15 protein-coding genes and 1 other RNA gene are annotated in these 14,299 nt (G+C 42.2%); 8 read left to right on the top strand and 8 right to left on the bottom strand.

Features of this window, described 5'->3' with window-relative positions; genetic code table 11:
- Nucleotides 1-180: 180 nt before the first annotated feature.
- The gene (gene adk / locus JFC08_RS00235) at nucleotides 181-837 is read left to right on the top strand and encodes an adenylate kinase (RefSeq protein WP_045451169.1); all 657 of its coding nucleotides are present in this window, start codon (nucleotides 181-183) and stop codon (nucleotides 835-837) included.
- A 242-nt stretch (nucleotides 838-1,079) separates the two neighbouring features.
- Here adk and secB read toward each other — a convergent pair whose 3' ends face one another.
- The 4 genes from secB to rsgA all read right to left on the bottom strand — a co-directional run bounded on the left by secB (nucleotide 1,080) and on the right by rsgA (nucleotide 4,014).
- The gene (gene secB, locus JFC08_RS00230) at nucleotides 1,080-1,535 is read right to left on the bottom strand and encodes a protein-export chaperone SecB (protein ID WP_476705443.1); all 456 of its coding nucleotides are present in this window, start codon (nucleotides 1,533-1,535) and stop codon (nucleotides 1,080-1,082) included.
- Nucleotides 1,536-1,700: 165 nt separating this feature from the next.
- On the bottom strand, nucleotides 1,701-1,964 hold the full coding sequence (gene grxC / locus JFC08_RS00225) for a glutaredoxin 3 (RefSeq protein ID WP_045446994.1): 264 nt from the start codon (nucleotides 1,962-1,964) through the stop codon (nucleotides 1,701-1,703).
- 317 nt (nucleotides 1,965-2,281) lie between these two features.
- On the bottom strand, nucleotides 2,282-2,737 hold the full coding sequence (locus JFC08_RS00220; RefSeq protein WP_045446990.1) for a rhodanese-like domain-containing protein: 456 nt from the start codon (nucleotides 2,735-2,737) through the stop codon (nucleotides 2,282-2,284).
- 173 nt (nucleotides 2,738-2,910) lie between these two features.
- Entirely contained in the window at nucleotides 2,911-4,014 is a 1,104-nt protein-coding gene (gene rsgA / locus JFC08_RS00215) for a ribosome small subunit-dependent GTPase A (RefSeq protein ID WP_055123794.1), read from the bottom strand.
- 231 nt (nucleotides 4,015-4,245) lie between these two features.
- Here rsgA and orn point away from each other — a divergent pair, with 231 nt between their 5' ends.
- On the top strand, nucleotides 4,246-4,833 hold the full coding sequence (orn, locus tag JFC08_RS00210; RefSeq protein ID WP_045446983.1) for an oligoribonuclease: 588 nt from the start codon (nucleotides 4,246-4,248) through the stop codon (nucleotides 4,831-4,833).
- Between the two features lie 132 nt (nucleotides 4,834-4,965).
- On the opposite strand, the gene JFC08_RS00205 is transcribed toward orn, so the two are convergent.
- Both JFC08_RS00205 and JFC08_RS00200 read right to left on the bottom strand, forming a co-directional pair.
- On the bottom strand, nucleotides 4,966-5,820 hold the full coding sequence (locus tag JFC08_RS00205) for a UDP-2,3-diacylglucosamine diphosphatase (protein ID WP_198329266.1): 855 nt from the start codon (nucleotides 5,818-5,820) through the stop codon (nucleotides 4,966-4,968).
- Nucleotides 5,821-5,855: 35 nt separating this feature from the next.
- A complete protein-coding gene (locus JFC08_RS00200) occupies nucleotides 5,856-6,371 on the bottom strand; it encodes a peptidylprolyl isomerase (RefSeq protein WP_095849316.1) in 516 nt (171 codons plus the stop codon).
- A 273-nt stretch (nucleotides 6,372-6,644) separates the two neighbouring features.
- On the opposite strand from JFC08_RS00200, the gene JFC08_RS00195 reads away from it, so the two are divergent.
- The 5 genes from JFC08_RS00195 to JFC08_RS00175 all read left to right on the top strand — a co-directional run bounded on the left by JFC08_RS00195 (nucleotide 6,645) and on the right by JFC08_RS00175 (nucleotide 12,348).
- Nucleotides 6,645-8,384 (top strand): glutamine--tRNA ligase/YqeY domain fusion protein, encoded by a 1,740-nt coding sequence (locus JFC08_RS00195; protein WP_198329265.1) that lies wholly within the window; start codon nucleotides 6,645-6,647, stop codon nucleotides 8,382-8,384.
- 146 nt (nucleotides 8,385-8,530) lie between these two features.
- Nucleotides 8,531-9,292, top strand: coding sequence for a phospholipase D family protein (locus JFC08_RS00190; protein ID WP_198329264.1), 762 nt, complete (start codon nucleotides 8,531-8,533; stop codon nucleotides 9,290-9,292).
- A gap of 240 nt (nucleotides 9,293-9,532) precedes the next feature.
- Nucleotides 9,533-10,171, top strand: coding sequence for a peroxiredoxin (locus tag JFC08_RS00185; RefSeq protein WP_198329263.1), 639 nt, complete (start codon nucleotides 9,533-9,535; stop codon nucleotides 10,169-10,171).
- 239 nt (nucleotides 10,172-10,410) lie between these two features.
- On the top strand, nucleotides 10,411-11,073 hold the full coding sequence (locus JFC08_RS00180) for a glutathione S-transferase family protein (protein ID WP_045446968.1): 663 nt from the start codon (nucleotides 10,411-10,413) through the stop codon (nucleotides 11,071-11,073).
- Between the two features lie 294 nt (nucleotides 11,074-11,367).
- Nucleotides 11,368-12,348 (top strand): META domain-containing protein, encoded by a 981-nt coding sequence (locus tag JFC08_RS00175; protein ID WP_198329262.1) that lies wholly within the window; start codon nucleotides 11,368-11,370, stop codon nucleotides 12,346-12,348.
- Between the two features lie 130 nt (nucleotides 12,349-12,478).
- On the opposite strand, the gene ruvC is transcribed toward JFC08_RS00175, so the two are convergent.
- Entirely contained in the window at nucleotides 12,479-13,063 is a 585-nt protein-coding gene (gene ruvC, locus JFC08_RS00170) for a crossover junction endodeoxyribonuclease RuvC (RefSeq protein ID WP_045446965.1), read from the bottom strand.
- 259 nt (nucleotides 13,064-13,322) lie between these two features.
- Between ruvC and JFC08_RS00165 the strand changes: the two genes are divergently transcribed.
- On the top strand, nucleotides 13,323-13,943 hold the full coding sequence (locus JFC08_RS00165; RefSeq protein WP_055123798.1) for an FxsA family protein: 621 nt from the start codon (nucleotides 13,323-13,325) through the stop codon (nucleotides 13,941-13,943).
- A gap of 132 nt (nucleotides 13,944-14,075) precedes the next feature.
- Here JFC08_RS00165 and ssrS read toward each other — a convergent pair.
- Nucleotides 14,076-14,271: non-coding RNA, 6S RNA (gene ssrS, locus JFC08_RS00160), on the bottom strand.
- Between the last annotated feature and the right edge of the window lie 28 nt (nucleotides 14,272-14,299).

The following is a 14,299-nucleotide window of genomic DNA, read 5'->3' as shown; positions in this document are numbered from 1 at the left end:
TGTTGTCCGATACAGCAGCGCGCAATAGCATTATATGAACAGATAAGTCATGACAACTTATCACTGCAAATAATGAAAATACTTGAGCTTTGCCAAGCCACAAGGTAAGGTAGCTTGGCAAACAACCAATCCCTGAGTTTTATTAGTCCCAAAATCCTATCTATTAAGGAGAATCGTGTAATGATGCGTATTATTTTGCTAGGTCCACCAGGCGCCGGTAAAGGTACCCAAGCCCAGTTTATTTCTAAAGAATATGATATCCCGCAGATCTCAACTGGCGATATGCTGCGTGCAGCAATCAAAGAAGGCAGCGAGCTTGGCAAAAAAGCCAAAGACATCATGAATGCTGGTGGTTTGGTTTCTGATGACCTCATTATTAACCTAGTGAAAGAACGTATCGCTAAGCCTGATTGTGCCAATGGCTGTATTTTGGATGGTTTTCCGCGTACGATTCCACAGGCTCAAGCACTTGCAGATGCTGACGTTGCTATCGATCATGTAATCGAAATCAGTGTGCCGGATGACGAGATTGTCAAGCGCTTATCTGGTCGTCGCCAGCATCCTGGTTCAGGTCGCGTTTATCACGTTGATCACAATCCACCTAAGGTCGATGGTATCGATGATGTGACTGGTGAAGCGCTAATCCAGCGTGAAGATGATAAAGAATCTACCATTCGTGATCGTCTAGCGACTTATCATGAGCAAACATCAGCGCTTGTTGGTTTTTATCAAGACAAGGCCAAAGAAGGTGCCGATGCCCCTAATTATGATAAGTTTGATGGCACGCAAGGCATCGATGATGTTAAGCAACAAATTTTATCAGCGTTAAAAGGCTAATCATCGATTTCGAATAATTGATGACGCGATTAAAGACCCTGTTTATTAGCAGGGTTTTTTTATGTCTGACGGTTTTAACTGTATGTCTCACAATATTACTCAGTAGAACTCTCATTGCTCAACGATTTTTTTGAATAAGCGCTTAAATAGCATTCACAAAAAAAACCGCTCACTCGTAATGAGTAAACGGCTTTTTTATCAAAATATACTGCGAATAAAGCTAGCAAATTTTTGCTTAAAACTTATGCATTACCTTCAGCATCAACTTGTGCTTGTTGCTGGCTTTGCGCGTAAGCTTGGTCAAAGTTCACAGGGGCTAGCAATAACTGCGGGAAGCTACCACGCGTTACGATGTCGCTGATGACTTCACGAGCATACGGGAACAAAACATTAGGACAGTATGCACCTAAGATTTGACCGATTTGGTCTTCTGGGATGTCTTTTAATAAGAAAATACCTGCTTGATGCACTTCAGCGATAAATGCCGCTTCTTCCGCATTTTTTGCTGTAACGCTCACCGTTAAGATGACTTGATAATGATCGTCATCCAGTTTTTCAGCGTTGCTAGACAAATTGACATCAAGCTCTGGGTTCCACTCTTTGGTGAACACACTAGCGCCTGGGACTTCAAGTGACATGTCTTTTACGTAGATACGCTCTAGTGCCAATTGTGGTTGTGCTTGTTCTTCAGCCATGATAAATCCTCTAAAAGTTGATCAAGTAGTTGGACAAACTGTCATTTTAATAAAAGTTCATTGTAATATAAATCGAGACAAAATCTGGATGTTTTTATTACTCTCTTTTATCTTTGCCGCTGTCTATCATTGCACAGGCAAAGACAGACAGCAACGAAAAGTAGCAGATTAACCTGCTAATAGCTCGTCAAGTTTGCCTTGTTGGTTCATTTGATTGAGCTCATCAAAACCACCGACAAAGGTCTCACCGACGAAGATTTGCGGCACAGTGCGATAGTTATTGGTTTTTTTCATTAATTCTTGACGCTCTTCGCGGCTCATATCGTGCATGCCAATTTCTTCGTAGTCAACGCCTTTAGTTTTTAAGAGTTGTTTGGCGTTTGAGCAATATGGGCAGATAGGCGTCGTATAAACTTTAACAGCGACAGTCATGGTAAATCCTTATTTATAAGTTTAGAAGGTAACCGTTTTATTATAAAAAGTATTATAAATAATTATTTGATAAAAATTCTTATAATCCGTTACCAGCAAGTAAATTGAAGATAGATTCGGTGATGCTCGTTATTAAAGTGGGGATGAGCAGAGCAAATTCAAGATGCTTGAGTATAAAAGCTCTGACGGTAGCACAAATGCCACAAACAAAAAAACACCTATCGATAAGGTGTCTTTTTTATTTGTGAATATTCAACGCCCCTCAATCATATATCAATTGATACGGGCTAAATATTTTTAAACAGCAGTATAGCGGACTACTTATGTAGACTTGGTTTGGCTTTGCCTTTATTTTTAGGCTTTGCGTCTTTTAAACCAACCAATGGCATGCCCGCTGCTTGCCAGCCGCCGATACCACCTTCTAAGCGATAGACACTGTCCTTGCCGATCATCTGAATCGCCGCGCCTGCTTGCACACCCATATCACAAATGATAATCACTGGCTGCTCAATTGCACGGATTTCTTCTAAGCGGTCTTTAAGCTCAGTGAACGGTATGTTACGGCTGCCTTGGATGTAACCGGTCTCAAACTTCTTTTTGGCACGAATATCGATTAGCTGCGCGTTTTGCGAGTTAACCATCATACCTAAGGTATTGGGCGATATTTTTCTGCCACTACGTTTGTTTTCAATCGTAAAAAATAGCACGGCAAGTACGGCTAATATACCAAATAAAAACGGGTGGTTGCCCACAAATTCCAGCGCACGATCCAAACCATACCTCCAAAAAAATAAGTGTTCGGTTAAGCTGAGAAGACAGCCTAACGATACTGAACAAGGCGCTATTATACCGATTAGACCATCCATAGTAAACGGGCGATGGTCAACCAAGCGATTAACGAGCTATAAGACAGCGATTAATAAGGCGGATACTAATAATGCCAATATTAATAGGGCTTAGTATCGGCCTCTTCTCTTAGGGTAACGAGGTTTTCTACACGGCGCTGCAATACCACGCCGTCAGCAACCGCTTGCCATAATGCGCAGCCTTTGCTGTTGTGAGTATGACGACAATCACGGAACTGACAGTTGCCAGATAACGGCGCAAGCTCCACAAATCCTGAAATGATATCATCGGGTGTGAGATGCCAAATGCCGTACTCGCGGATACCTGGCGTATCGACGATACCGCCTTGGGTCAAGTCGGCTGGATTAAATGGTAATAAGCGACTGGTGGTAGTGGTGTGTTGACCAAGTTTTGAGTTATCAGAGATGATATTGACGCTTTGTGCCGATTCAGGTAGTAGGGCATTGATTAAACTGCTTTTACCGACACCAGATTGCCCAGCAAAAATAACCAGTTTTTTATCGATATAACGTTTTAATTCATCCAGCCCTTCTTGCTCATCACTATCCGCGACGTTTTCAGGGCAGTCGACTGAGGTCAAGACGCTCTCATAACCGAGAGAAGCATATTGTGCGAGTAATTCTTTGGTATCGACGCCGTTTTCTTCTGCCAACAAATCGGCTTTATTAAGCACCAACAGCGGCTTTACGCCAGCATGATGACAGACGACCAAATAACGATCGATGAGGGTTGGCGCGGCAGCAGGTAGCGGCGCAAATACAATCGCTAAAATATCGACATTGGCGGCGACAGGTTTAAGTTTATGATAACGATCAGGACGCGAGACCAGAGAGGTACGCGGCTTGACCGATTCAATACGTCCAAAGCCAGTGTTAGGATCAGCACTCCAGCGTACTTGGTCGCCAGCAGCTAGCATCGGTAAGTTGGTACGCACATGACAACGCCAAATATCGCCTAATGCCAGCTCTTGCCAAAACGGCTCAGGATCATCGGGTGCAATCTCCGGCTGCACAGGTATCACCGCAGGCAAGCTGGTCACTTGTACTTCCAACTGCTTGCCATAATGCGCCATGACCACGCCATCCATCAAACTGTCATCGATGCTGTCTTGACTTGCCAGCTGTTGTTTGTCGATGCGACGAATCTGTTGCTTAGTCAGTTTGCGTTGCCGAATTAATGCCATGGGTTTTGAACCTATTAAAAAAATATTGCTAAGTGTAGCGTGAAAGTTTGATAACATACAGCCTAAAGCGCCTGCTGCAGACAGAGATTTTGTAACGTTTTAAGGGTTATAAATCAATAGATGCTAAGTTTTGCTACAGTTTTACTACTTAGGCATAAACATTGACAGACGATTTATTTAATTAATATTGCTCCAAAGTTGTTCTAAACTTTATTGACCATAGGATATTTTATGAGTACCGGTGACCACCCCAACAAGATTAAAATCAGAAACCAAGGCAAAAAAGGGCTGGTATGGATTGACCTAGAAATGACCGGGCTGGATACCTTGAATGACGAGATTATCGAGATTGCTACCGTTGTCACTGATGAAGATTTGAATGTCCTTGCCGAAGGGCCAGTGTTCGCTATAAAAGTATCGGATCAAACGTTAAATAAAATGGATGATTGGAATACCAAGCAGCATGGTCAGTCAGGATTGGTCGACCGTGTCCGCCGTAGTACCGTGACATTGGCAGAGGCCGAAGCTGAGACCATTAAGTTTCTCAATAAATGGGTCGATAGTGGTAAGTCGCCAATGTGCGGCAATTCCATCTGCCAAGATCGCCGCTTTATGGCGCGTCAAATGCCGGAATTAGAAAAATTCTTTCATTATCGCAATCTGGATGTGTCGTCAATTAAAGAGCTTTGCTTCCGCTGGCGTCCTGATATTCTTAGAAACTTTGAAAAAGGTGGCAGTCACTTAGCGTTAGATGACATCCGTGATTCTATTCGTGAGCTAAAGCATTATCGTCAGCATTTCTTTAAATTAATACCGTAAAGTAAGAGTTGAGCGATCAATAGTTTGACACTTAGATGCACGTCAATCATGCACTGTAATTTATATAAAAAGAGGTCTGTTGATAACTCAACAGACCTTTTTTATTGTTCAGAGGCGCTCAAAAAAATGACATTAAATGAGTGATTTAAACTCAACCAATCTAAATTCAGCAGCATTACTACTAAAACTGTCATTTGAATCCTCGTTGCCTGTCACTGTGCCAATCACCGCACTGACTTTTGGCTGGCGAGTATCTTTATCTAACAATCGCCAGTCGCCGAGCACGTAGCGTTTTTTATCAGTGGTCACTTGATGTGTATCTGGACGGTGGGTATGTCCGTGTAACAACGCATCGCTAGCAGTGATTGCTTGACGCACGGCTTCATCGTTCACATCCATGATATGCGCCGCTTTATTGGCATTATTCTGCTGGCTTTTTTGCCGCATTTTATCGGCGATAGCCAAGCGTTTTTCTAATGATTTATTGAGCAAATACCACTGAGTCAAACGATTACGCATGATTTTACGAAAAAACTGATACTTTTTATCATCAGTACACAAGGCATCACCGTGCTCTAGACGATAATTTTGCTGACCGACAGTCAAAGTATACGGCTCGTAAATAAGCTCGCCACCAAATAGATTGCAGAATGGCTGACCTAAGAGGAAGTCACGGTTGCCATGCATGACCAAAATCTCACAACCAGCTACCCGTAGTTTTTTTAATTTAACGATAAGCGGAGTGAGCCAATGACTTTGTCGTTCCTCGTCGGATAAAGACAAATAAAAATCATCACCGAGCCAAACTTCAAACCAATCACCTAAGATAAACAAGCGTTTGAGCGCAGGCAGAGCCAGGCAATCATCAAGCAGCGCCAAAAAAGCCTGCACTAAGGCAGGCTCTTCAGGCGATAAATGCAAATCGCTAATCAAAACTTGCCGTACCTCATGAGGGCGGGTCGTTATTAAATGATTAAAACTTTGCATTTATCTTTATCCTCGTCATTTATAATGAGTAACGATTATTCAGAAATAATAGTCGCTGATTTGATAACCACTGGCTCTTTTGGCACATCAGCATGCATACCGAAACGACCAGTAGGTACGCCGCGCATTTTTTCGATGACGTCCATACCGCTTGTTACTTTACCAAATACAGTGTAGCCCCAACCTTGCATGTTTTTGCCAGAATGGTTTAGGAAATCGTTGTCTTTTACGTTAACGAAAAACTGGCTGGTTGCTGAATGCGGATCTTGCGTACGCGCCATTGCAATCGTACCAGCGTCGTTTTTTAGACCGTTGTCTGCTTCGTTTTCAACTGGAGCATTGGTCGCTTTTTCATTCATTTCAGCGTCCATTCCGCCGCCTTGAATCATAAAGCCGTCAATAATGCGATGGAAAATCGTACCGTCATAATGACCAGATTTTACATAGTTTAAAAAGTTTTCAACGGTTTTTGGTGCTTTTTCTTCATTGAGTTCGATAACGATCGCACCCATATTGGTGTCTAGTTCTACTACTGGTGGCATGTCTACCATGTGATATTCCTCTTTGATTGCAGCGCCTAAAATGACGCTGTTAAGTGGTGGCTAAAAAGTTGGTGATTAAAAAGTTATGGCTAGTCTAACGGCTTTTTTATCTCGTGTCATGTATCAGGCTGTTAATGCGTTCGCAAAAGCTGATAGAATAACGCAACTTTAGCTTTTTATTATCATTTTTAATAACTTGTTTTTAATGATTTGGTTTGAATTTTCCATGCTACGTGATGGCACGTAGCATGAACTGACAATTTGCGTTAGGAGCAATGCCCGATGAGTGAGCACTCAAGCAACAATGCACAAAAAGACGAACAAAAAAATGATTTTATTCGCAATATCATTCGTGACGATGTCAAGGCGCAAAAATACCCACAAATCGTGACGCGTTTTCCGCCAGAGCCAAACGGTTACTTGCACTTGGGGCACGTAAAATCTATCTGTCTAAACTTTGGCGTGGCCGAAGAGTTTGGTGGTGTTTGTAACCTGCGTTTTGATGACACCAACCCAACCGCAGAAAAGCAAGACTTCATCGACAATATCGAAAATGATGTGAAATGGCTTGGATTTGAGTGGGCAGGAGAGGCGCACCATGCGTCAGGCTACTTTGACCAACTTCATGCTTGGGCGATTCAGCTTATCAAACAAGGCGACGCTTATGTAGATTTGCAATCGCCTGAGCAAATTAAAGAAAACCGAGGCTCATTCAATGAGGCAGGCACAGCGTCACCACATCGTTCTGCCAGTGTTGAAGAAAACTTGACCCTCTTCAATGACATGAAAGAAGGTAAGTTTGCGGGAGGAAAAGCGGTGTTGCGCGCCAAGATTGATATGGCAAGCCCAAACATGAATATGCGTGACCCTGTTATCTACCGCGTTATGCATCAAGCGCATCACCAAACGGGTGATAAATGGTGCATTTATCCGATGTATGATTTTGCCCATCCGCTCTCTGATGCACTCGAAGGCATTACCCATTCATTGTGTACGCTGGAGTTTGAAGATCATCGTCCATTTTATGATTGGGTCATTGACAAAATTGGCTTTGATGTACCACCGCACCAGTATGAATTTAGCCGCTTAAATGTCGATCATACCTTGACCAGCAAGCGTAAGCTTAAACAGTTGGTTGACGAAAATATCGTTAGTGGTTGGGATGATCCGCGTATGCCGACGATCGCTGGCATGCGTCGCCGTGGTTATACACCAGAGGGATTACGTGATTTTTGTGAGCGTGTTGGTGTAACCAAAGTAGACAGTGTCGTTGACTTTCGCTTATTAGAATTTAGCATTCGTCAATCATTAGAGACGACCACAGGTCGTGGTATGGCGGTACTTAAGCCATTAAAAGTGACCATTACCAACTTTGCTGAAGCGGTCAGCAGTTGGGAGTCGCAAAAAGCGGACAGCGTCAACGCTCGCTTTGATGATGCTTCGCAAACCTTATGGCTCACGCAGCCAAACCATCCTAATGTCGACATGGGTGAGCGTGAGATTCCATTCACCGAGACTCTCTATATCGATCAAGGCGATTACGAGATTGAGCCCCCAGCAGGGTATAAGCGTCTATCGCCAGAAAAGCCAGAAATCCGCTTGCGTAATACCTATGTATTGGCAGTGACTGAGCACATTACGGATGAAGCGGGCAATGTGGTCGAACTAAAAGCGACGATTGATCCGACGACATTGGGTCAAAATCCTGAAGGTCGTAAGGTTAAAGGCGTGATTCATTGGGTATCAGCTAGCCAAGGCATTCCAGCAACGGTTCGCATGTATGAGCAGCTATTTAGTGTTGAAGACCCAAGTGGCGTCGCTGACGTCCATCAAGCATTGAATCCTAACTCGTTGACTGAACTCAATGCCGTGGTGGAACCGTCATTGGTGAATGCGGACGCTGGCACACGCTTCCAGTTTGAGCGTGAAGGTTACTTTATCTCTGATAGCGAAGACCATAGCACTGACAAACCAGTCTTTAACCAAATCGTCAGCTTGCGTGACAGCTATAAGCCAGCTTAATTTATCACTATTAGCGGCATTAGCGCTTATTTGAAAAACTACTGAACAATAGTAGTTTGCAAGCTTGCCCATTTCTAGTACGCTAGGGATGGGCTTTTTTGTGCATGATTATAAAGTGATTGATCGTAAGACTTGAGGAAATAATAATGGCAAAATTTTTAAACAGCAGTGGCACGACTTACCATTTAGAAGAATTGATTAAAAATGCGTCTGATAGGTTGATTATCATCAGTCCCTATTTAAAGCTGAATGAGCGTATTAAAGAGCTATTAGAAGACCGTAATCGCCTAAAAATCGATATTCGCATTGTCTATGGCAAGAATGATTTGCACCCAGAAGAAATAAACTGGCTCAAAAATCTGACTTTTATTCGTACCAGCTTTTGCAAAAATTTGCATGCGAAGTGCTACCTCAATGAAAACGAATGCATCATTACCAGTTTGAACCTTTATGAATTTAGCCAAGTCAATAATAATGAAATGGGCGTGCTGATTTATCGTAATGAAGATGCCAAACTATATGCCGATACTTATGAGGAGGCACAGCGCATTATTCGTATCAGCGATGAAGTGCGCATGTCGCTTGAAAAAGTGACTGAATCTGATGGTAGGACTGATAATACTGCTACTGCCAGTCATACAATGTTTAGCAATAATGCTAATACAACGGTCATACCTACTGCTACAGAAGCGGCAACGCCTAATTACTCTAAATTAACGACGGCGAAGCTTGCCAAAGAGCTGGGTTTTAAGACACAAGAGTTAAATGATAAGTTGCTTGCAGCGGGATATTTACAAGAGCAAGAAGGTGAGCTTACATTAACAGATGCTGGGCGTGCAGCAGGTGGTACCAGTAAAAAAGGTAAATTCGGTGATTTCTGTTTGTGGGATTCTGGAATGGTGATTTGATTCATTCGTTAAGTCTATGCTAAATTACTTAGTAATAAACAGAATAACCGCATTACAATCCTTCACAAGACAGTTATAACCAGTTTGCTAAGATAAAATAGAATTTTTGCTGACGTGCTTTGAGTTATTGTGTAATATCTGACAGGGCACGTTGATAATAAAAAGTACGTTGATAATAATAGAGCACGCGAATATCTTTGGATATTAGTGCTCATCACTAACATAGCTAAGGAATTAAGCATGGCACATTTACGTTTAGGCGATACCGCACCGAATTTTGACGCTGCAACCACAGAGGGTAATATCAATTTCCACGAGTGGGCAGGCGATAATTGGGTGGTTTTTTTCTCCCATCCAGCTGATTTTACGCCAGTGTGTACGACTGAGCTTGGTCGTGCAGCGGCACTGAATGGCGAATTTCAAAAGCGTGGTGTCAAGCCAATCTGTATCTCTGTTGATGGTATCGATGACCATCATGCGTGGGCAAAAGACATTGGTGAGACGCAAGGTACTGAGCTAAATTTTCCAATCATTGCTGATCCGCACAAAGAAGTCGCTGAGCTATACGACATGATGCATCCAAATGCAGATAGCACGCATACGGTACGCAGTGTCTTCATTATTGATCCAAATAAAAAAATCCGCTTAACGCTGACTTATCCTGCGAGCTGTGGTCGTAATTTTGACGAGATTATCCGTGTCATTGATGCTCTGCAACTGTCTGATGAATATAATATTGCGACGCCAGTTGACTGGAAAGACGGTGATGATGTCATCATTCCACCAAGTGTCAAAAACGAAGATATCGCGGCTAAATACCCTAAAGGTTATACAGAAATTAAGCCTTATTTACGTACCACGCCTGCACCCAATAAATAAGTAGCATGATTGGATGATTAGAATAAAACAAAGCCTCATGACGTAAAGTCGTGGGGTTTTATTTTATTTAGTTTCTGATCAAAAAAGCAAGCTCAATAAGGCTTTGCTATGATGAGCAGAGTAGGATATAACTGTTGTATAGAGTACGGCTATTCTTTATCTATCATCAACAGCGTAATAACCATAATAAAACCAGATAGCGTTGAATCGCTTTTGTTCAATCTTACAAGGAGTTTGCCATGAAAAAACTATACGTCACCCGTACTGCACCCAATCCACGTAAAGCCCTTATTTTGTTAGCATCAAAAGGCATCGATGTCGATGATATGGATGATGTGGACGTGATTGACATTGATTTTGCTGCCAATGAGCAAATGTCAGACGAGTTCACCAAAATAAATCCAATGCAGACCGTGCCAGTTCTCATACTAGGGGATGGCACGGTACTTAATGATTCACAGGCTGTATGTGAGTATCTCGACCGTGTCTATGGTGAGCGTTCGGTGATGGGTAATGATGTAATACAACGTGCGCAAGTGTGCGCTATGCGCCGCATTGCTGAGTTTGAGGTATTATATAATTTTATGCTGGCCTTTCAGCACAGCCATCCGTCCAAAGCCCAACGTGTTGAGCAAGTCCCAGAGTTTGTCGCGCCATCTGTTGCACGGGCTGTTAAAGCCCTTGCTTATTTTGAGAATATTTTAGAAGGTCGTGAGTATTTGGTTGGTGAACAATTAAGCTTTGCTGATATCGTCCTATATCTCGGTTTGGATTTTGGTAAAGTCCTGAACGTAAATCCGAATGAGCAGGGCGAAAATCTTGCGCGTTTTTATCAAATGATGAATGAGCGTTTCAGTATTAAAAATATGGCAAAAGCCAAAATTGCTCATACAAACGAGTAAGACTAGGGCGAAAAATTAAAAATGTGACATCATTGATGGTCTTGAATAATTGATGAAATTTTCAATTATCTGAGACCATTGATTTTTTATGGTACTTTTAAATATTAAAATAGCAGTTACGATGAATCCATAAAAATAAACACTTTGTTACAACCATGGTAATCAACGGCGCTATAGTGGTGAATTGTGACGCTTTAATAAAGTGGATATCATCAGCCCCTTATTGTTAAATATTTAACCTGATTTTTTAAATACTTTGACTTAAAAAAGGGATAACCACAAGGTATGACTGCTATGACCTCATCTGTTAAAAAACGGCCAATTCGATTCACTTTACTACCAAGTTTGTTGGCACTAAGCTTGGCATTAAGTGCTTGCCAAGATGCTTCTTTACCCAATGAAAGTGACGTACAAGAAGGCACTCAGACAAGCGCTGATGCAATAAATGGTGATGGCATAGAGATGAACGCTGATGCAGTAACGGAGGATACTCAGATGGATAAGATGAGCGATGAAGAGAAAATGATTGCCAATCTTTCACGTTATCGTTGGATATTGATGTCTGTAATGGACAAAGGCGAACAGCCATTAAACATGCTGACGGATATTAAAGACCAAGTGCGTTTGTCTTTTAATCAATACCAAGGTGAGAATACGTTAAGTTATAGCGTTGGCTGTAATACTATGAGCGCCGGCTACCAATTGCAAGGTCACACTTTGACTGTTGAAGAGGGTATGAGTACGAAAATGTCTTGTGGTGAGCTTGATAAGGCTGAAAATAGTTTAAGTCAGCTGATGCAAGGTGAAAGCCAGTTGATATTAGTGAAAGCTAACAGTGTCAAAGATGGTGACGCTAAAGACAATAACTCTCAGGATGATAGTCTCAAGGGTGATAAGCCAATATTAACCCAAGTGACCAGTGTCGGAGCAACGTTGATTTGGGAAGGCAGGCTTACCTCACAAGCCAAGTATAATAGTAAAGGTGAGACCGTATTCTGGGCAGTAAGCTCGAAAATGATACCTTGCACCGATAATGGCTCAGAGATGTGTCTACAAGTGAAACCCATTACCTATGATGACCAAGGTATTAAAACGAGCGAAGGCAAGTGGGCAGTCTTTACGGGTGAAATCGATGGCTATCAGCATGATGGCATGCACGATGAAGTATTACGTCTACAGCGTTACCCATTAGACAGTGACGATAGCAATAGTACAGAAGGCGAAGCATATGCTTATGTGTTGGATGCAGTGATTGAAAGTGCCGTCGCAGAGTAGTCGGTTTAAGCCGTTGCATTTTTATAGTAAAGCTATTTTATAGCAAAACGATAGTATAAATAACTTAGATAGTTCGAAAAACACGCGGCATTTGAACGCGTGTTTTTTTATGCTTGTTTTATAAGCGTTCTTAACGCAAATTGCCTAGATCTTCTTCTGTCAAACGCCAGCGGCCTTTTTTCTTAGATGCACCGCGCCCACGCATGGCGCTGTTTAATATTAATTTATTCATAGAATGGCTTGAATGCGCATGACAGATGGCGCAGGCAAGACCATCGGCGGCATCTTGCTGTGGCACGACATCCAAAGATAGTATGCGGCAGACCATCTCTTGCACTTGCTCTTTTGCCGCTGCGCCATAACCGCAAACAGCTTGCTTAATCTGGCGTGCAGTATATTCTGATACTTCTAAGTCTAGAGCAACCATGGCGGCAATAGCAGCACCTCGCGCTTGCCCAAGTTTCAACGCTGAGTCAGGGTTTTCTGCCATAAACACTTGCTCGATAGCCGTATAAATAGGCTCATCTGCATATTTCAAATGATGCTGTGTGATGCGCGTTAAGCCATTAAAAATCCGCTTTAGACGTTCAGGCATCTCTTTGGTGTCGGTACGTATGGTACCTGCATCGATATAGGTGAGTTTGTCGCCTGTTTGCTGCACGATGCCATAACCGGTCATGCGCGAACCAGGATCAATTCCAATAATAATTGCCATAATATCCTATCTTGCTTACATTTTATTTTATATTCAATACTATATAAATTGGATACGGTGTCAGACTCGCTCAGCCTACTACTCGTAGTACTTTTACTCATCTTCCTTGTATTCAAATTATATTGTACCGACTATATGGCTTAAAAATCAGCCTTAAGTTTGATAGTATAGCAATCAATCCCCATATACATCATATGTTAGCCATCTTAATTTGCATGGCGCTCAATTTATTGGTTTTTATTTTATAGGACGACACTTTATGGGTCAGATAGTTGGTATTGCCATTGTTTGGTTTATTATCGAGATGCTACTTTGGTATTTGCTTGCTCAGTTTATGAGTGGTTGGTGGGTATTTATGTGGTTTATTATCGCCGCAGTCATTGGTATCTCCCTCTTGCGTAAAGGGATGGCTGCCCTCAATCCAATGGCACAGCAGATGAAAGCAGGTGGCATGATGAACCCATCAATGCGTCCGCAAGAATCAACCATGATGAAAAGTGTGGCCATGGCAGCGGCTGGTATTTTGCTACTCATTCCAGGTGTGCTGAGCGATTTACTCGCATTATTGGTGATATTGCCACCCGTGCAAAAGAAGCTCAAAGACTTTGCTAATAATTATGTCATGAATAATCAGCAAAAAATGATGGAAATGATGGCCAAGCAAATGGGTGGACAGATGGGCGGCGGACAAAATCCGTTTGGTGGCATGGGCGGTCAAAACCCATTCGGCGGCGCAGGTGGTATGAATAATCAAAATCCGTTCGGTCAACAACAAAACCCGTTTGGTGATGGGTTTAAACAGCATACAACGATTGATGGGACAGCAAAAACCATTCCCAAGGATGTGAAAAAAATCACCAAATCTGCTAATGACGAATAGTTAAATTAATCGGTAACATAGAAAAAGCCCCTTTTATCAATGATAAAAGGGGCTTTTTAATGGTTATTACTAAGTCTTTATGAGTTGATAAGTAAACCTACCGAATATAAATAAGATAATAATTAACCGAATAGAACAACCGAAGTGCCGCTGTAAGATGGTGACCCATGAACCGTGAAGTTCAGGGCGGATGCGTCACTGCCTCTGCAGGTTTCCTGATACACCGCAAGCGGTGCAGGCATACACAATGAAGCAATAGGTACCACATCCTGGTAAAGCATTATCGGCTCAGGGAATAAACATCTACTAGCCAACACTTCAGAATATAATTATCTTAACGAATGGTTTGAATGATT

Source organism: Psychrobacter cibarius (assembly GCF_016107535.1).
In the GTDB taxonomy this organism is placed as follows: Bacteria; Pseudomonadota; Gammaproteobacteria; order Pseudomonadales; family Moraxellaceae; genus Psychrobacter; species Psychrobacter cibarius.
Note: the sequence above shows the minus strand (reverse complement) of the source record. Positions and strands in the feature narration are given on the sequence as shown.